Genomic DNA, 17,221 nt, shown 5'->3' with positions numbered 1-17,221 from the left:
TCAATATCACAGTAAATACAGGGTCTTAGGGGTTGTTTGTGCAGATAAAAAACGCAGTACCCGGGATATGGTCTTGTCAGGGGCGTGCAAAACGTCATTCAAGTGGCGCAAAGCGACTGGTCCAGACACTGCTTCTAGGCGGATTGTTACTGGCTGCCAGCGGGTGTGAGCGCAAACCGGAAGCAGATGGCGCGCAGGAGGAGGCATCCGCCACTCCGGTGCAGGCCGTTAATGCGGCCGCTGCGAACGCCTACTCGGCGGAATACTGGCAGGCCGGGCAAGCCCAGGTCATTGATGCGCAAGCCGCCACCCAGGCGCTGGATCGCGCGGTCACCCAGTTGCTGATGGTGCCCTCGGAGGATCATCTCGAGTCCGCCAAGTTGGCATGGCTGGATGCGCATCGCGAATTTTCTGCGGCGCTGCCGTTTATCAAGGTCGCCTTCGCGCCCTCGCAGCTGCAGCAGCAGGGCCAGGATTTGCTGATGGCGCTGAACAGCTGGCCGGTACAGGCGGGCTATCTGGATACCGTGCCCGGCTACTCGACCAGTGGCATCGTGAACGATACCGCGATCGAGCTGACCCTGGCCAACCTGCGCAAGCAGCACCGGTTGACCGCCCATGAAGAGGCCAGCACCGGCTTTCACGCCCTCGAAATTATGCTGTGGGGGCCTACCGGTGAGCGCACAGCCGATCAGTTCGCCGAGTCCAGTGGGGGCGAGGAACCCAAGGCGCAGGCGTCCAATCGACGCCGAGAATTGACCCGGCTGATTACCCAGGGTATCAGTGAAGACATGTCGCAACTGGCCAATCGCTGGCCGGTCACCGCCAATGACCTGTCGCGCTTCTACCTCGCGCGAGAACCCGTTGCCCGTTTGCAGTGGATTCGCAGTGCCCATGTTGATCTTCTGCGGAATGAAATCTTGCCGCGGGTACCGGAGAGCTCCGAGAGCGACGTAGAAAGCGGTTTGGCGGCAAACTCCAAGCAGGCACTGCTGGCCATTTTGCGCAATTTGCAGGTGGCCTGGTTGCCGGGCGAGGGCTCCGGGCTGGCAGATATGTTGCTGGACCAGCACCAGGCTGCGGCACTGGCGGAGACCTTTGGTTTGCTGGAGGCGCGGTTGCTGAAGATGGAAGACCCCATCGAGCTGGCGGAGCCAGCAGAATTGCAGCGCAGCCGCCAGCAAGTGGAAAAACTGCTGGGATTAATTTCTGGGGATACCAAGGTGCCGGCTCGGGAAGAGGATATGACCCCGGTGAGTGTCACCTTGCCGGAGGAGTGAGCACCGGCGAACCGATTCCCGACGGCAAACGCAAAAAACCCAGGCAAAGCCTGGGTTTTTTGTTTCCCGGTTAAGTCCGGGGTGGGGCGCGGTCAGTCGCTTACCAGCGACGAACCGGGCCGGTGTCTACGTGTACGAAGTTACTCTTCGGATAGTAACCCACGCCACCTGCTTTCAGGTCCAGCGCCGCTTTGCGCACTTTAGACAGGGCGACACCCGGCATGCGGATATCCAGTGCCATGCCTCGGGTGTGGTAGCTGCGTCGCGCCACACCACGGCCAGCTGCGCGGAGCTTGGCGTTGGTCTTGGGAGAACGGTATCCGGAGATAATCTCGATCTCACCGTTGTAGTTCAGCTTTTCCTTGATCTTGTACACGATGTCGAACAGTTTCGGGTCCATTCGTGTTACTTCGTTGGCGCGGTGGTCGCGCAGCAGTCGGTTGAACTGCTTGAGGCCGCTACCGTCGTAGTCGCCATTTGCCCAGTAGGCCGTGTTCAGGCGCTCACCGGTGTGCAAGTTACGCATTTTCAGGTTGCGCGACTTACCCACTTTTGCCATTGCGGGGCCGGCTGAAACCGCCGCCGCAGTTGCTGCAGAAACTGCTAAAAACCTGCGTCTGGAAAGTTCTTTCATACCCTGTTACCGCCTTTGGTGTCGTAGTGAGTTGTGCTTTCATAAGCCTCTAGTCTTCGAGAAGCTTCCGGTGCCACTCGGTATGGATGCACTGTACAAAAAATAACCTTTGGTTACAAATCGATCAGCGTTAATGACGAATTGATCGAAGAACAGGCTGGCGATTTTTTTCTATCACGCTACGCACTGAGGATTTTTTTTGCTTTGCCGGGATCACGGATCCCCTAATTTTTGGTGACAACGCTGTCATCGTTGGGAAATTGTTTTTCTGTGACCTGAAAGTTCTGAAAAGGTGGGCTGCGGGGGTATGTGCTGCGATAGGCGCTAGGGATACGCTGGCTAGGGCCGCGGAGTAGGGGGAAGCGCCCTGTAGTGGGGTGTGAAACGGGGCGCTCAGGCGGCTGCCAGTGGGCCTGCTAGCTTCAGGGGTAATTAAGGAGCCTAGCGGTCCCGGTGATAGATGTCGGGCCGGAACTGCACCTGGCCCAGATGATCGACCCACGCGGTGAGATAGGTAATAAAGAGTTTGGGCGGGTTTTCCACCTTGATGGTGACTGATTCGTCTCCCGTGGTCGCCTGTGCGACCCGGGTTCTGTCCCACCCCTGTTTCCCCAGCAGGGCATAGGCCAGCTCTTCTGGCTGCTGGAGCCGGATGCAGCCATGGCTGAAGGCGCGATGGCGCTGCTCAAACAGGCTCTGCGCCTGGGTATCGTGCAGGTAAATGGCCTGCTTGTTGGGGATAACAAACTTCACCCGCCCGAGGGTATTACCGGGGCCGGCGATCTGGCGCAGCGTGGCCTTGCCACGGGCGGCGCTCTCGAGACTTTTTTCATTGATGGGGGTGGTGGTGTTGGTGCCGTAGCGGATTACCCGGTAGCCGCGTTTGTGCATGGCTTCGGGGAAGTTCCGCGCCTTGGGCAGCAGGTCGGTCAGCAGGATGCTGCGCGGCACCGTCCAGGTGGGGTTGAACACCACCGATACCACCCGGGTATTCAGGTCCGGGGTGCGTTTACTGCTCTTGCCGACCACGGTCTTCATGGACAGCACCACCTGCTGTCCGTCGATCAGTTGCAGCTGGTAATCCGGCACATTGACGAAGATATAACGATCGCCGGGCTTGCTGGGGAGCTTGTCCCAGCGCTCCGCATTGATCTCGAGGATTTCTGCCAGCTCCTGCGGTGACCGTGACAGCGCCTCCAGCGTAATGCGGTTGGCAGTGCCGGTCACTTCGATGCCATGGCGGCGCTGGTAGGACTCCACTGCACGCTGCAGTCCCGCGTCAAAGCGATCGTCGGCCGAGGTTGCGGGTGCGAGCGGCCCGAGTGGGCCCTGATAGTCCCCATACAATTTCAAAATGGCCCGCAGCTGCGTCACTCTTGGCCCCTGGTCCCCGGCGCGCAGGGGGGTGCCGGCATCGATCGGCTGCCAGTTCTGTGCCAGCGTGCGGTAGCGCACTGCCTTCTCGCGCAGGGCATTGCCGGCAGAGGCGAAATCGATGGCTCTGTCGGCCGCGACCACCGGTGGCAGGGTGCTTTGCTGCTCGGTGTTTGCTTCCAGGGGTTGTGGATTGGATACGACAACATCGGTGTTGGCGGTCGCTCCGTGCGTGCGCGATGTAACGTTTTCGGCAAGTGCGCTCAGTGGGATTAGGGCACAAAAACCCATCACCACCAGTGAGTGCCGCGCATTCAGGCTGAGACCGGGTGGGTTGGTATTTGTCAGGCGTTTATTAATGCACATCTAACTCCCCCCGTGGTTATTCGGTAGTGTTCTTATCGAGCTGGTAAACGTCCGGGCGAAAATTCAGCAGGCCTTCCTCATCCACCCATGCCGTCCAGTAGACAATATGGACCGGGATGGGCTGGTCCAGCTCTACCGAGCGGGTGCGGCTGCCGGTGGTAAAGCGCGCTAGTCGTTCCTGGTCCCATTTGCCAGGCCGGCCCTGGTTTGCGAGCACAATCTGCGCCAACTCCCGCGGCTTTTGCAGGCGCACACAGCCGTGGCTAAAGGCGCGCTGGCTACGCCCGAAGAGTTCTTTTTTCTGCGTGTCATGCAGGAAAATCGCTTGCTGGTTGGGGATGATGAACTTGAAGCGCCCCAGCGCATTGCCCTCGCCACCCCGCTGGCGCAGGGCCACGCCACCCAGGCGCAAAGCGCGCAGGTTGGCGCCGCTGAAGGGCACGGCCTTGCCGCGATTATTGATGAGACGGTAGCCCCCGGCGGTCAGGGTGCCGGCGCCTTTGGGTAACAGTTCCTTGAGCGCGATACTGCGCGGCACCGTCCAGGTGGGGTTGAACACCACCCGGGTCATGCGCGTGCTCAACAGCGGCGTCTGGTGCTTGGTCTTGCCCACCACCACGCGCATGCGGTATTGCTCTTGCTCATTCTCCATCAGGCGCAGGGTGTATTCGGGAATATTCACCACCAGATAGCGCGGCCCCAGGTCTTTGGGGGTTTGCTGCCAGCGCGTCATGTTGGCTTCGAGTGTCTTCAGGCGTTTCTCCGGTGGGGTATTCAGCGCATCGCGGGTGCGCTTGTCGACGACGCCATCGGCGCGCAGCCCATGGCGGCGCTGGAAGCGTTCAACGCCCATGCGCAACTGTTGATCGAAGAGATCGGCAGCAGGCGGGGCTTTGGCGGTGGTCTCAGTGGTGTTGATCTCGGAGGCACTGGTCTCGGAGGCACTGGTCTCGGAGGTGCGGGGCGAGGTCGCCGCCGCCATGTCGGTGGAGAGGGGCAAGTCGCCATACTGCATCAGCAGGCTGCGCAGTGTTTTCACGCGTTCGTCGCGCACTCCGGGCGCCAGCGGTTGCCCCGCGGGCAGCGGCTGCCAGATACCGGTGTCGCTCAGGGACTGGTAGCGCGCCAATTCCTCGCGCATCAACGCATATTGGCGCCCGTAAGGGGTGTAGGGACTGTAAGAGGCGCTCTGGTCGGAAACCGCGGCGCCTCCGGCGCGCTTGCGCTCGGCAGAGTGTTTTTGGCCGGCGGGAGCTGGCTGCTCGGTCTGGTCTGAGAGAGTTTGTGGTTCTGGTGCTGACTGTTGCAGCGCGGTCGTATCGAGGGACAGCGACAGTAGCATTGCCGCACTGAACGTGACCGGATATCCCAACTTGTTGCCCATTGCTGACCCCTGTCTATGCCGGGGCAGCTCGCGCGGCCCCTCATTACCAATCGAACAGCGCACGGTGTGCGAGCGCTGTGCATTAATTGGTAATTTGTGACCGGAATGGCGGCAAATACGATTCGGGTATGCGGATTGAGAATGTCCGGTGGTTTAGGAATATAGGGCGTTGAATTGGGCCGGGTGCTTCCTGCACCCGGCGGTTTCAAGAGCAGTGAGAGAAGTATCAGAACTGGTTGGCGGTGAGACCGTCCTTGCCGTAGATGTCGGGGCGGAAATGCATGCGTCCCTGTCCGTCGACCCATGCAGTCCAGTAGGTCAGGTACACCTTCACATTCTTGCTCATGCGCACCTCGGTGGTGTCGTCACCGGTGGTCAGCTGCTCGATGCGGTAGCGACTCCAGTCACCAGGTTCTTCCTGCAGCAGCACCTGGGCCAGCTGGCGGGGTTTCTCCAGGCGAACACAGCCGTGGCTATAGTCACGATCGGTGAGGCTGAACAGGCTTTTGGCGCGCGTATCGTGCAGGTAGATCTCGTCGGAGTTGGGGATCTCAAACTTGATCCGCCCCAGAATATTCTGCTCGCCGCCTTTCTGGCGCATCAGGAAACCACCAGCGGCTGCTCGCTTCAGGTTCTGGGAGTTCAGCGGCAGGTATTCACCGCTGCCATTGACCACGCGGTAGCCCAGGTTTTCCATGCCATGGGGGTTGGCGCGGGCTTTGGGCAGGATTTCGCTTACCAGAATGCTGCGCGGTACCGTCCAGGTTGGATTGAAGACCACCCGTGACACGCGTGTGTTGATTTCCGGAGTCTGGTGGACCTTCTTGCCGACCACCACATTCATCGACAGCTTGATACGATCCTGTTCCACATAGTTCAGGCGGTATCCGGGGATGTTCACCTGAATAAAGCGGTTGCCCAGGTTGGCCGGCAGTTTCTCGCGGCGGCGAATATTGGTTTCAATAATACGCGCGCGGGCGGATGGCGAGATGTTCATGCGCTGGCGGGTCTGTTTGCCCACGATGCCATCGGGTTTTAGACCGTGGCGTACCTGGAAGCGCACCACTGCATTGTGCAGGCGCTGGTCAAACTTCTTGCTGTTGATGTCGTCACCGAAACCGTAATAGTCCCCGTACACCGTCAGCATATTGCGCAGGTGAATGACATTCGCGTGCTTGGCACCCAAAGTCATCGCCGGCCCGGCGGGCAGCGGACGCCAGCGGCCGGATGCAGCCATATTGCGATAGCGGGCGAGTTGCTCACGCAGGGCCTGAGCATCGTTGCCGAACGGAGTGCTTTCTTCGACATACAAGCCTTCGCCATGGGATGGTGTCAGGCCTGAGCCTTCATCTGCCAGGCTGCGAAAGCGCGGCATCACCCGCGGATAGGAGCGGTTCGTGGTGTGAGCGCGCGGATAGCTCCGGGTCGAATAGCGCGCACTGTGACTGGTGCTATAACGCGACCCGCTGCTGTAAACCTGACGGCCCTGGGACGAGCGCTGGGTATAGTAGCGCGAGCGGTTCACCGTCGTGTTACCGCGGTTGTAGCCACGGAAATACTGGCGGCCGGAATCGTTGCCATAGCTATTGCTGGCAAGCTGCAGCCCGTCGAGCAGGTCGGCGGCATCGCTGCTGTGGCTGGCCATTTTGAAGCCGCCCTCGGTGAGGTTCACCGGGGTGATGTGTTTGTTGCGCATGCGCAGGCCGGGATGGCGCTTGGGTGCTTTGGGGCGCAACTTGTCGAGCTGGGTGTCCTGCGCGTAGGAGATAAAGGCGTCGGTCAGCAAGACGTCGAGCACCGCCGCCATTTGCAGCCGCTGCGGGGTATCGCGCAGGGTGCGGTCGAAGTAACCCAGGTGGTAACGGTAATCCACCATGCTGCTGGGGTTGCCAGAGCTCGACGCGGTCAGCTGCTTGAGCAGGTCATTCGCCGTATCGCTGAGGCTGTAGTTATCAAACCACAGCAGGCGATAATCCGTGCGGCGGTAGATGCGGCGCACGGCAATCGGATTGAAGATTGGGTCCTGGGCGGGCCAGGCATCCGGGTTGTGCTCCAGCCAGTTCACCAAATGCGGACGCACGGCATTCTCCGGTAGCACCGGCACCGTTTTCTGATTGGCAGTGAAAGCGTAATAGAGGGCAAACACGCACAAGCTGCCGAGAAAAATAAGCGGCAGAACCGATTTGCGTTTGCGACGCTCTGGAATGAAATATGACATGGTACCTCAGCGATACTGCAGGGCGCCGGTTTACAGTGCGGAAGCCGGGGCCCGATCGTTCATACCTTCCCAACCTTCGGCGCGCCTCTCCTCGACAACCCGGTGAACATGTTCACCGTCAGCGCACCTTAGCCGAGCATCCCGCGCGACCTTCCTTTTATTAAGACGAATCGTGAGAACGACTTGCGCGTATCTCAACGTCCGCCTGCCTGTGCACTTAAGTATGGCAACAAATGTGAGATTTGCTTGGCGTTAGATTCATTTGATCTTGTGCCAGCTATTGGATGCAGATTGTGGCCTTAGCCGGCGGGTGGGCTCAGGCGAAAGTAGCGCGGTGCGCCGATGCGCTGACCGTTTTCGTATCCCTGTTCCCAAAACTGGATGCCACCGTCCCGATCCACTGCGACCAGTGAACTGACTCGCGTACCGTAGCCGGCGGCAAGCGCTGACCCGGTGGGCGCGTCGCCGTCGGCAATGCGCACAAAAATGGAAGACAGCGCGCTCTCCAGCGCCGTGCCGACCCCGGTACTGGGCAGCTCTGCGTCTGTCGCGCGGCGCGCGTCTGCCAGTAGCGCCAGCGCCGGGGTCACAAAATTGTCTTGATCCAGCGCGCAGGGCAGGTCCGCGGTAAGTGTGCGCAGGGCCGCACAGCCGTGAACCACCTTGGGCCACGGCGCGTCGGGCGCCCCGTTGGAAATGCCGTGCACGCCCGCGGTGATGGCAAACGGCTGATGGCGATTGCCGGCGCACACCAGTGCCGGGTTGCTGTCGTCGTCGAGCAGGCTGGCATCGAACAGGAGTGTATTGAAGCCCCGGTAGCGAGGCCCCTGTATACCCTGGGCGAAGGCGCTGGGCGTGAGGTCACCGGTGAGGAAATTGACCGGAATCTCCCCGCGCGACAGCGCATCGTCAGGTTCCGGTACTGCGGGCTCACGCATATTGGTGACCGCAGCGACGCGTCCATTCGGGGCGACCCCTAGCCAGGTCCCACCGGCCTCGAGGTCGCGACCGGCAGTAATCGGCTGGTCATGCCAGGGGCCTGCGGCTTGTGTGGCGCGGGCATAGAACTCATCCCGGTTGGCCAGCACAAGCAGGGGGAATTGGGGGTGTTGGCGGTAGGCTATCAGTAGTAGGCACATGGAAATTCCGCTCCCGGCCAATCCCGGGCTTTTACTGGCAATGGGTTTCCAACCATAATAACGCCCACTTTCCACAACCGCGGTTTCAGCATGCTGACGTACCCCGAGATAGATCCCGTTGCGGTGGCCATTGGCCCGCTCAAGATTCACTGGTATGGCCTGATGTACCTGGCCGGCTTTGTCGCGGCGTGGTGGCTGGCCATGCGCCGGGCGCAGAAGCCTTGGTCACCGGTGATCAAGTCCGAGGTTGAGGATCTGATTTTGTTCTGCGCCATCGGCGTGGTGGTGGGTGGCCGCTTCGGATACATGTTCTTCTACAACTTCAGCGAGCTGTTGGCCCACCCGCTCAGCCTGTTCAAGGTGTGGGAAGGGGGGATGAGTTTCCATGGGGGCCTGATCGGCGTGATGCTGGCGGCCACCATTTATGCCCGCAAAATCGGCACCACCTTCCCGGCGCTGATCGATTTTGTCGCCCCGCTGGTGCCCATTGGCCTTGGCCTGGGGCGCCTGGGCAACTTTATCGGTCAGGAACTGTGGGGACGCGAAACCGACGGCCCCTGGGGGATGGTGTTCCCCCGCGACCCGGAACTGTTGGTGCGCCACCCGTCACAGCTGTACCAGGCCTTCCTCGAGGGGTTGGTGTTGTTTGTGGTGTTGTGGATCTATTCCAGCAAACCGCGTCCGCGCCTGGCGGTCGGCGGCCTGTTTATCCTGCTGTACGGTGTTTTCCGCTTCCTGGTGGAATTCGTGCGCCAGCCGGATGTGGGTATCGAGGTGATGTTCGGCTGGCTGACGCGCGGCCAGCTGCTGAGCCTGCCGATGATCGTGGCCGGTATCATCATCCTGGTATGGAGCTACCGCACCCAGCCGCTGCCGGAAGGGCGCGGTCAGGACGAGGGCGCTACCGCCCCGGCATCCGGCGATAGCGCAAAGAGTAAGGGCGGCACAAAGCTGAAAAGAAGCGCTGCCAAGTAACTGATTTCAAGAATACGCAATTAGCAAATAGATGAAGCAATACCTCGAATTGATGCGCCATGTGCGCGACAACGGCACCCTGAAAAGTGACCGTACCGGCACCGGTACCCGCAGTGTCTTCGGTTACCAGATGCGCTTTGACCTGGCGGAAGGTTTTCCGCTGGTCACCACCAAAAAGTGCCACCTGCGCTCGATTATTCACGAGCTGCTGTGGTTCCTGCAGGGCGATACCAATATCGGTTACCTGCAAGACAACGGCGTGCGTATCTGGGATGAGTGGGCCACCGAAGAGGGCGATTTGGGCCCGGTATACGGATACCAGTGGCGCTCCTGGCCCACTGCGGATGGCCGGCATATCGACCAGATCAAGGATCTGGTGCAACAGCTGAAGACCCGGCCGGATTCCCGCCGCCTGATTGTCAGCGCCTGGAACCCTTCTGATTTGCCGGACGAGGGTGTGTCGCCGAGTGCGAATGCGGCGGCCGGGAAAATGGCGCTGGCTCCGTGTCACGCCCTGTTCCAGTTTTACGTGGCCGACGGCAAGCTGTCCTGTCAGTTGTACCAGCGCAGTGCCGATATTTTCCTCGGTGTGCCGTTCAATATCGCCTCCTACAGCCTGCTCACTCTGATGCTGGCACAGGTTTGCGGGCTGCAGCCTGGTGACTTTGTTCACACTTTTGGCGATGCGCACCTGTATTCCAACCATATGGAGCAGGTCGAGGAGCAGCTGTCGCGCCAACCCCTGCCTAAACCGCAAATGGTGCTGAACCCCGAGGTGAAGGACCTGTTTGCGTTCCGTTTTGAGGACTTTGAGCTGAAGGGCTACGAGGCCCATCCGCATATCCCCGCGCCGGTGGCGGTGTGATGGCTGCGCCAAAGACCCCCATTGCCATGATTGTGGCAATGGCGCGCAATGGCGCGATTGGCCGCGAGAACACCCTGCCGTGGCGCATCTCCGGGGACCTGCAGTTTTTCAAGCGCACCACCCTGGGCAAGCCTGTGGTGATGGGGCGCAAGACCTTCGAATCCATCGGGCGCCCGCTGCCCGGCCGGCAGAATATCGTGATTACCCGCAATAGCGCGTGGGCCGCGGAGGGAGTGGAGGTTGTGTCTTCGCTGGAAGCTGCAATCGCACTCGCCGATACCGCCGCTCAGCAGGCGGGGCTGGCTGAACTGATGGTCATCGGCGGTGCGGAGATCTACCGCCAGGCCCTGCCGCTCGCCCAGCGCCTGTACGTGACGGAAGTCGATGCCGAGGTGGCGGGGGATGCGTTTTTCCCGGATATCGATAAAACCTGGAAAGAGGTCTCGCGGCACTGTTACCCTGCCTCGGAGCGAGATGAATACAACTACTGCTTAGTCCAGTACGACAGGTTTATTTAAATACAATTTGACCAAAAAACACTCTTTCGGGTAGATTTGGTCAAATGTTGCACAGAGTGGATGGCTGCAAATGTGTGCATGAACCCCGTGAGTGTTACCCGGGTGTTACCTTGCTACACAGGCGGCTCGACGTAGTCAATCGGCATTTGAATAATCAAATCGGCTGTTTACAATGTGCGGCTCTTAGCTGTCTTCAAACCAATAAACTACCGCGTTGTGGCAGCTAATCCATCGCGACCATGTTGTGAAATATTGAACCCACTGGGGGGTCTAATGAAAACCAAGCGATTCATGGCTGTGGCGCTGACCACTGCGCTGTCTGCCGGCGCACTGTACGGTAGCGTAGCCACTGCGGATACAATCGACACCGTTCTTAAGGTTGGCCAGCAGAAAACTGCCGCCGCAACTGCATCTCAAAAGCGCATCGACAAGATCGCTCAGGAAACCTCTGACCTGCTTCAGCAGTTCAAAGTAGTGAACAAAGAGATTGACGGTCTGCGTGTGTACAACCGTCAGCTCGAAAAGCAGCTGGCTAACCAGCTGACCGTGATCAAGGACCTCGACGAGTCCATCGATCAGGTAACCGTTATTGAGCGTCAGATCCAGCCTCTGATCCTGCGTATGCTGGACGGCCTGGAGCAGTTCATCGAACTGGACGCACCGTTCAAGCTGGCTGACCGTAAGGCCAACCTCGAAGCGGTTAAGAACAATATGGACCGTTCCGATATCACTGTAGCGGAGAAATTCCGTCAGGTACTGGAACTGTACAACTTCGAATCTGAATACGCGCGTAAGATCGACAGCTACGGCGACACCCTGAACGTGAACGGTCAGGATCGTGAAGTAAACGTACTGCAGATCGGTCGTATTGCCCTGGTAGCTCAGACTACCGACTCCAAAATCTCCCTGGCTTACGACAAAGAGCAGAAAGCTTGGGTTGAGATTGATTCCGGCGACTACCGCCGCGCAATCATGGAAGGTCTGAAGATCGCCAAGAAGCAGGCCACTCAAGCAATCATGACTATGCCGATCCCGGCTCCGGAGGCTGCACAATGAAAATCTCTATCGCCAAGCGCGTACTAGCGGTTGCAGCCGCTGGCCTGTTCAGCGTTTCTGCTGTTGCACAGGACAAAGCTTCCAACCTGGACCAGCTGCTGAAGATGGTACAGAGCTCCAAGGTTGCTGAGTCTGCCGAGCACAAAAAGCGCGAAGCCGACTTCCGTCGCCAGAAAGCCAACCAGGGCTCTCTGCTGCGTCAGGCCGAGAACACCCGTACTTCTGAAGAAGCCCGCTCTGCGGCGCTGGAAAAGAAGTATGAAGAGCAGGAACTGCTGGTTCAGCAGAAGCGCCAGCAGCTGGACGAGCGTCTGGGCTCCCTGAAAGAGCTGTTCGGTCACCTGACCTCTACTGCGGGCGACCTGCGTGCGAACATGGATACCTCTCTGGTTTCCGCTCAGTACCCGGGCCGTGCCGAGTTCCTCGATCAGCTGATCGACAAAATGAACTCCGCGACCAAACTGCCTACTATCCAGGAAATCGAGCGTCTGTGGTACGAAATGCAGCGCGAGACCGTGGAATCTGGCAAGGTTGTTAAGTTCAACACCACCGTAATCCTGCCCGACGGCGAACAGGCCGAACAGGAAGTTGTCCGTGTTGGTAACTTCAACATCGTTTCCAACGGCAAGTACCTGGAAATGAACGACAGCCAGAAGCTGGCCGAGCTGATCCGTCAGCCAGAAGGCAAGTTCCAGAGCATGGCGGCTGACCTGCAGAATGCGAGCAGCGGTTTCTCCCCGTTCGGCGTTGACCCCACTGGTCCTACTGGCGGCTCCTTGCTGAAAGCACTGATCGCTAGCCCGAGCCTGTCTGAGCGCTGGCACCAGGGTGGTATCGTTGGCTACATCATTACTGGTGTAGGTGTTGTTGCGGTACTGCTGGCCATCTGGCGCCTGATCGTGCTGTCTGGTGTAAACGCCAAGGTTAACGCCCAGCTGCGCTCCTCTACTCCGAACACCAACAACCCGCTGGGTCGTGTTCTGTCCGTAGCGGAAGAGAACAAGGGTGTAGACGGCGAAACTCTGGAACTGAAGATGGAAGAAGCGGTACTGAAAGAGCGTCCGGCCATCGAATCCGGCCTGAACCTGCTGAAGATCATCGCCATGGTAGCCCCGCTGCTGGGTCTGCTGGGTACCGTTACCGGTATGATCATCACCTTCCAGGCGATCACCATCTTCGGTGCGGGCGATCCTAAAGCGATGGCTGGCGGTATTTCCTCTGCATTGATTACCACCGTTCTGGGTCTGTGTGTTGCGATCCCGACCGTACTGCTGCACACCATCGTGAATGGCCGCGCCAAGCGTATCCTGCACATCCTGGACGAGCGTAGTGCCGGTATCGTGGCAGAAAACGCTGAGCGTAAGTAACAGGAGGCGGCAACATGCACGCATTGAATGACGCATGGGCCGCCGTTGTCGCCTTTATGGCGTCGGGCGGGCCAGTACTACTCCTGATCGCCGGCCTGACCTTCTTTATGTGGACGCTGATTTTCGAGCGGTTCTTCTACTTCAAGGGTGGCCTGAAGCACGATGTTCAGGGCGCCGTGGACACCTGGGAAGCACGCCCCGAGCGTAAATCCTGGAATGCCCACCAGATCCGCTACGCACTGGTTTCCCGGGTATCCGAGAAAATTCAGAGCAATATGGACATGATCCAGACCTGTGTTGCCCTCGCGCCGTTGTTCGGCCTGCTGGGTACCGTTTGGGGCATGATCAACGTGTTCGAAGTTCTCGCGATTACCGGCGGTGGTGATGCGAAGCAAATGGCCAGCGGTGTATCTATGGCTACCATCCCGACAATGGCGGGCATGGTAACCGCACTGTCTGGGGTATTTGCTAACACCTATATCACCCGTACCGCGGAACGTGAAACCCAGCTGCTGGAAGACCATCTGACGATGGATCACTAAGGCACCACAATAGCGTTGCCGAGGCGGTGCAAACCGCACTGGCAGCCGAGAAGGTTTAGCCAACAAGTGAGCTTTCATCTGCACCCAGTGCAATGGAGGCTCCGGGCCAAATCTCGCTATTAGCATTTCGCTAGAGAGAGTTGCAATGAGCAGAAAAAAGAATACGGCTGAAGAAGAAGGGCAAGCAATTGACCTCACGCCCATGCTGGACGTGGTGTTCATCATGCTGATCTTCTTCATCGTCACCGCGACCTTTATCAAGGAGCCGGGTGTCGACGTAATCAAGCCGGAAGCGACAACCGCTGATCTCAGAGCCGCCTCAATTCTGGTAGCGATTAACGACAACAACGAAATCTGGATTGCCAAAGAGAAGGTAGATGACCGCCTGGTGAAAAACACCCTGGAGCGGCTCTACGCGGAAAACCCCAAGGGGTGGTTGGTGATTCAGCCCGATAAAAAGGCGAGTATCGAGAAGGTTGCCCTGATCGCAGATGCGGCCAGAAAAATCGGAATCGATAAAGTGTCGGTCGCTACAGAGAAGAGTTAACAGCTATGAACCCGGTAAGACTATTAGGGGCGGGTGCGTTGGCAGTAGTCACCACCATTGCCCTGATCTTCACCATGCATGCGCTGATCGAAGCAAACATGAAGGCTCCCGATGAGGAAGAGCCGATCAAGGTTGCGGACGTCGTCATGCCGGATACCAAGATCGAAACCCAATACGACACCAGCAAGCCGGATAAGCCCGACGAGCCGGAGCAGCCGCCGCCCGATATGCCGGAGCCGGAGTTTGACCAGCCGGATGTAGACAATGCCCTGAACATGTCTGCACCAGCGGCCAACTCCAACCTGCAGGTCGGTGGGATCGGCGGCTTCGCTTCTGAAGGTGACTACCTGCCGATCGTAAAGGTACAGCCGCAGTACCCGCGTCGCGCGCTTCAGCGTGGCATCGAGGGCTGGGTGGTTGTCGAATACACGGTAACCAAGAACGGTTCTGTACGTGATCCACGTGTTGTGGAAGCGTTCACCCTGGACGGTAAACCCACCACGATTTTCAATCGTGCTGCGGTCAAGTCTGCGCTGAAGTACAAGTACAAGCCGCGGGTTATCGATGGCGAGCCGATTGAAGTACCTGGTGTAAAAACCAAAATCAGCTTCAACCTGGCCAAGAACTAATAGGGGACGCATATGAATATGACGACCGTGACAAAGAGCCTTTCCCGGCTTGTCCTGCGCACATCCGTAGCGCTACCCCTGGTTTTGGCACCTGCGGTTAGCGTAACCGTGCTGGAGGCTGTGGGTGTGTCTGCTTCTTTTGCCCAGGCGGAAGCGCAGAGCGAGAAGAAAACCCGCAAGACCCCGTCGATGCGCGAGAGCGCGTTCAAGTACCTGGGCAAGGCTCAGGAAGCGGCGGACGCGCAGAACTGGCCGGCCGCCCTGGCCGCCCTGCGCGAAATGGAGTCGAACAAGTCCAAGCTGAATGGTTTCGAAACCGCACAGATGTACTTCTACTTCGGCTTTGTGAACTACAGCATGGAGAAGTACCCGCAGGCGATCTCCTACTACAAGCAAGTGCTGGCGCAGGGTGTAGAGAACCTGCCGGTGGCGCTGGAGGTCAATACACTGCTGACCATTGCCCAGCTGTACTTCGTAACCGAAGACTACAAGCAGGCAATTAACTACCTGAACCGCTGGTTCAAGGCATCTGATAGTGTTAACGCGGACTCTTACGCGCTGCGCTCCCAGGCTTACTACCAGCTGGGTGACAATGCCAAGGCGCTGTCTGATATGAATCAGGCTGTGTCCATGTACAAAAAAGAAGGCAAGGTGCCCAAGGAAAACTGGTACAGCATGCAGCGTTTCTTGTACTACGACAAGAACGACTACAAGCAGGTGGCCAGTATTCTGGAAGAGCTGGTGAAGCACTATCCGAAAGGTGAGTACTACAAGCAGCTGGCGGGCATGTATGGTGAGCTGAAGCGTGAAGACGATATGCTTCACATGATGGAAGCGGCCTACCTTGCCGGTGCCCTGCAGAAAGAGAAAGAGCTGTTGAATATGGCTTATCTCTTTATGGGTGCTGAAATGCCGTACAAGGGCGCCAAGGTCATCGACAAAGGTATGAGCGAGAAGAAGATCGAGCGTACCTCCAAGAACCTTGAAACTCTGGCGCAGGCCTACCAGATGGCTCAGGAACTGCAAAAGTCTATTCCGGAGCTGGAAGCTGCAGCGAGCTTGTCTGACAAGGGTGAGATCTACTCGCGTCTCGCGGGTATTTACCTGGACCTGGACAAGAACCAGCAGGCACTGGAGATGGGCGCCAAGGCGCTGAAGAAGGGCAGCATCAAGCGTCCGGACCAGCTCTACATCGTACTTGGTATGGCTAACGCCAACCTGAAGAAGTACGACGCCTCCTTGAACAACTTCAAGAAAGCGCTGGATGACAAGCGCTCCGAGAAGTTCGCCAAGCAGTGGATTACTTTCGTAGAGAAAGAGCAGGAGCGGGAAAAACAGCTGGCTATGTAATATGTGTTACATGCCGGAGGTTTTCTCCGACCGAAAAGGCCGCACTTTGTGTGGCCTTTTTTTATACGCCTATTTAACGAGAGCAACTGACTAAGTGGCGCTGGCGCATTTTGTGACCAATAAATGCGAATTATTTGCAATATCGCCAGATTCAACTAAACCTGTAAATAGCTGATCAGCTTTTTCCATCGCCGCGCCTGTCGGGTTTTGGCGCAGCACCGTAAACAACACCTGAAAATAACAAGGAGAGGTGTTATGGAACTGGCTTATCCGCTCAATTCCACGTCGTTTCAATCACTACCCATTCGTACTGCGACGCAATCGATGGTTGTATTACGCAATGGCGCCATGGCCCTGGGGGTTACTGGTTTATTGCTATTCGGTATGTCGCAGCTTATTGCGACCGATCTGCAAGAACCACCAGTAGAGGAATCGCCAACAATCGCGCCCATTCACTTGCCGAAGCTGAAGCCGACCGTTATTCGTGATACGCGTGTGGCCAAGCCCCAGGAGTTACCCCCGCCGATAACGCCAACCACGGTTGAGCACACGCTAGATCCGGGCGATATGCCGATCGTATTTCAGCCGCCAACAACAACCGGCACAAAAGTCGATACTTCCATTGTGACTGCGGACCCGATGCCAATCTACAAGCCAGCACCGCGCTATCCGCGCAGAGCGATGGCAAGAGGGGTTGAGGGCTATGTCGTAGTGGAGTTCACAATTAGCAAAAACGGCTCCGTGAAAAATCCATCTGTAGTCGGAGGGTACGATGCCTCGGGCACGCCAACGGATGTGTTCAATCAATCGGCGCTAAGGGCCGTAGAGCGGTTCAAATATCGTCCCCCGGTAGTGGATGGTAAACCGGTGGAAAGACACGGTGTCCGCAACCGAATTTCGTACAAGCTTGCGGAGTAACTTAACGGAGTAACGACAGTACCTCCCGCTACTCAGGTAGCGGGAGGTTACGTTGATAG

At 58.1% G+C, this 17,221-nt stretch carries 16 protein-coding genes; 11 read left to right on the top strand and 5 right to left on the bottom strand.

Annotation, left to right across the window (positions count from 1 at the left end; translation table 11 throughout):
- Positions 1-38: 38 nt before the first annotated feature.
- Complete coding sequence (locus AS89_RS0107175; RefSeq protein ID WP_237709649.1) at positions 39-1,280, top strand: imelysin family protein; 1,242 nt, start codon at positions 39-41, stop codon at positions 1,278-1,280.
- Between the two features lie 100 nt (positions 1,281-1,380).
- Here the strand turns inward: AS89_RS0107175 and AS89_RS0107170 are convergent, their stop codons facing one another.
- The 5 genes from AS89_RS0107170 to AS89_RS0107150 all read right to left on the bottom strand — a co-directional run bounded on the left by AS89_RS0107170 (position 1,381) and on the right by AS89_RS0107150 (position 8,395).
- Positions 1,381-1,839 (bottom strand): DUF882 domain-containing protein, encoded by a 459-nt coding sequence (locus AS89_RS0107170; RefSeq protein WP_010131809.1) that lies wholly within the window; start codon positions 1,837-1,839, stop codon positions 1,381-1,383.
- Between the two features lie 516 nt (positions 1,840-2,355).
- On the bottom strand, positions 2,356-3,654 hold the full coding sequence (locus AS89_RS17125) for a L,D-transpeptidase family protein (protein ID WP_010131807.1): 1,299 nt from the start codon (positions 3,652-3,654) through the stop codon (positions 2,356-2,358).
- 16 nt (positions 3,655-3,670) lie between these two features.
- The gene (locus AS89_RS0107160; protein WP_010131805.1) at positions 3,671-5,038 is read right to left on the bottom strand and encodes a L,D-transpeptidase family protein; all 1,368 of its coding nucleotides are present in this window, start codon (positions 5,036-5,038) and stop codon (positions 3,671-3,673) included.
- Positions 5,039-5,264: 226 nt separating this feature from the next.
- Positions 5,265-7,256 (bottom strand): L,D-transpeptidase family protein, encoded by a 1,992-nt coding sequence (locus AS89_RS0107155; protein WP_010131804.1) that lies wholly within the window; start codon positions 7,254-7,256, stop codon positions 5,265-5,267.
- Positions 7,257-7,555: 299 nt separating this feature from the next.
- Positions 7,556-8,395: an NRDE family protein gene (locus tag AS89_RS0107150; RefSeq protein WP_010131803.1), complete on the bottom strand. Its 840-nt coding sequence runs from the start codon at positions 8,393-8,395 to the stop codon at positions 7,556-7,558.
- A 90-nt stretch (positions 8,396-8,485) separates the two neighbouring features.
- Here AS89_RS0107150 and lgt point away from each other — a divergent pair, with 90 nt between their 5' ends.
- From lgt to AS89_RS0107100, 10 genes are all read left to right on the top strand, one after another.
- The gene (gene lgt / locus AS89_RS0107145; protein ID WP_010131802.1) at positions 8,486-9,370 is read left to right on the top strand and encodes a prolipoprotein diacylglyceryl transferase; all 885 of its coding nucleotides are present in this window, start codon (positions 8,486-8,488) and stop codon (positions 9,368-9,370) included.
- A gap of 31 nt (positions 9,371-9,401) precedes the next feature.
- Positions 9,402-10,235, top strand: coding sequence for a thymidylate synthase (locus AS89_RS0107140; protein WP_010131801.1), 834 nt, complete (start codon positions 9,402-9,404; stop codon positions 10,233-10,235).
- Complete coding sequence (locus AS89_RS0107135; protein ID WP_010131800.1) at positions 10,235-10,753, top strand: dihydrofolate reductase; 519 nt, start codon at positions 10,235-10,237, stop codon at positions 10,751-10,753. The genes AS89_RS0107140 and AS89_RS0107135 overlap by 1 nt, the downstream gene beginning before the upstream one ends.
- Before the next feature lie 273 nt (positions 10,754-11,026).
- The gene (locus AS89_RS0107130) at positions 11,027-11,809 is read left to right on the top strand and encodes a DUF3450 domain-containing protein (protein WP_010131799.1); all 783 of its coding nucleotides are present in this window, start codon (positions 11,027-11,029) and stop codon (positions 11,807-11,809) included.
- Positions 11,806-13,176 (top strand): MotA/TolQ/ExbB proton channel family protein, encoded by a 1,371-nt coding sequence (locus AS89_RS0107125; RefSeq protein ID WP_010131797.1) that lies wholly within the window; start codon positions 11,806-11,808, stop codon positions 13,174-13,176. The genes AS89_RS0107130 and AS89_RS0107125 overlap by 4 nt, the downstream gene beginning before the upstream one ends.
- 14 nt (positions 13,177-13,190) lie before the next feature.
- Positions 13,191-13,718: a MotA/TolQ/ExbB proton channel family protein gene (locus AS89_RS0107120; protein WP_010131796.1), complete on the top strand. Its 528-nt coding sequence runs from the start codon at positions 13,191-13,193 to the stop codon at positions 13,716-13,718.
- 145 nt (positions 13,719-13,863) lie between these two features.
- Positions 13,864-14,265: an ExbD/TolR family protein gene (locus AS89_RS0107115; protein WP_010131795.1), complete on the top strand. Its 402-nt coding sequence runs from the start codon at positions 13,864-13,866 to the stop codon at positions 14,263-14,265.
- Positions 14,266-14,270: 5 nt separating this feature from the next.
- Positions 14,271-14,894, top strand: coding sequence for an energy transducer TonB (locus AS89_RS0107110; protein WP_010131794.1), 624 nt, complete (start codon positions 14,271-14,273; stop codon positions 14,892-14,894).
- Between the two features lie 12 nt (positions 14,895-14,906).
- Positions 14,907-16,244 carry a tetratricopeptide repeat protein gene (locus AS89_RS0107105; RefSeq protein ID WP_010131793.1) on the top strand — a complete coding sequence of 446 codons (1,338 nt, stop codon included), beginning with the start codon at positions 14,907-14,909 and terminating at the stop codon, positions 16,242-16,244.
- Positions 16,245-16,499: 255 nt separating this feature from the next.
- Entirely contained in the window at positions 16,500-17,162 is a 663-nt protein-coding gene (locus AS89_RS0107100; protein WP_010131792.1) for an energy transducer TonB, read from the top strand.
- Positions 17,163-17,221: the final 59 nt, after the last annotated feature.

The sequence above is a fragment of the Microbulbifer agarilyticus S89 genome (assembly GCF_000220505.1).
GTDB lineage: Bacteria > Pseudomonadota > Gammaproteobacteria > Pseudomonadales > Cellvibrionaceae > Microbulbifer > Microbulbifer agarilyticus_B.
The sequence above is the reverse complement of the archived record's forward strand: the minus strand, read 5'-3'. Positions and strand labels throughout refer to the sequence as shown.

What these genes read in the sequence shown, in the direction of transcription:
- AS89_RS0107170 (WP_010131809.1), bottom strand. Translation starts at nt 1,839, where the DNA reads ATGGCAAAAGTGGGTAAGTCGCGCAACCTGAAAATGCGTAACTTGCAC.
- AS89_RS0107130 (WP_010131799.1), top strand. Translation starts at nt 11,027, where the DNA reads ATGAAAACCAAGCGATTCATGGCTGTGGCGCTGACCACTGCGCTGTCT.
- AS89_RS17125 (WP_010131807.1), bottom strand. Translation starts at nt 3,654, where the DNA reads ATGTGCATTAATAAACGCCTGACAAATACCAACCCACCCGGTCTCAGC.
- AS89_RS0107140 (WP_010131801.1), top strand. Translation starts at nt 9,402, where the DNA reads ATGAAGCAATACCTCGAATTGATGCGCCATGTGCGCGACAACGGCACC.
- AS89_RS0107100 (WP_010131792.1), top strand. Translation starts at nt 16,500, where the DNA reads ATGGAACTGGCTTATCCGCTCAATTCCACGTCGTTTCAATCACTACCC.
- AS89_RS0107150 (WP_010131803.1), bottom strand. Translation starts at nt 8,395, where the DNA reads ATGTGCCTACTACTGATAGCCTACCGCCAACACCCCCAATTCCCCCTG.
- AS89_RS0107135 (WP_010131800.1), top strand. Translation starts at nt 10,235, where the DNA reads ATGGCTGCGCCAAAGACCCCCATTGCCATGATTGTGGCAATGGCGCGC.
- AS89_RS0107155 (WP_010131804.1), bottom strand. Translation starts at nt 7,256, where the DNA reads ATGTCATATTTCATTCCAGAGCGTCGCAAACGCAAATCGGTTCTGCCG.
- AS89_RS0107160 (WP_010131805.1), bottom strand. Translation starts at nt 5,038, where the DNA reads ATGGGCAACAAGTTGGGATATCCGGTCACGTTCAGTGCGGCAATGCTA.
- AS89_RS0107120 (WP_010131796.1), top strand. Translation starts at nt 13,191, where the DNA reads ATGCACGCATTGAATGACGCATGGGCCGCCGTTGTCGCCTTTATGGCG.
- AS89_RS0107125 (WP_010131797.1), top strand. Translation starts at nt 11,806, where the DNA reads ATGAAAATCTCTATCGCCAAGCGCGTACTAGCGGTTGCAGCCGCTGGC.
- AS89_RS0107105 (WP_010131793.1), top strand. Translation starts at nt 14,907, where the DNA reads ATGAATATGACGACCGTGACAAAGAGCCTTTCCCGGCTTGTCCTGCGC.
- lgt (WP_010131802.1), top strand. Translation starts at nt 8,486, where the DNA reads ATGCTGACGTACCCCGAGATAGATCCCGTTGCGGTGGCCATTGGCCCG.
- AS89_RS0107115 (WP_010131795.1), top strand. Translation starts at nt 13,864, where the DNA reads ATGAGCAGAAAAAAGAATACGGCTGAAGAAGAAGGGCAAGCAATTGAC.
- AS89_RS0107110 (WP_010131794.1), top strand. Translation starts at nt 14,271, where the DNA reads ATGAACCCGGTAAGACTATTAGGGGCGGGTGCGTTGGCAGTAGTCACC.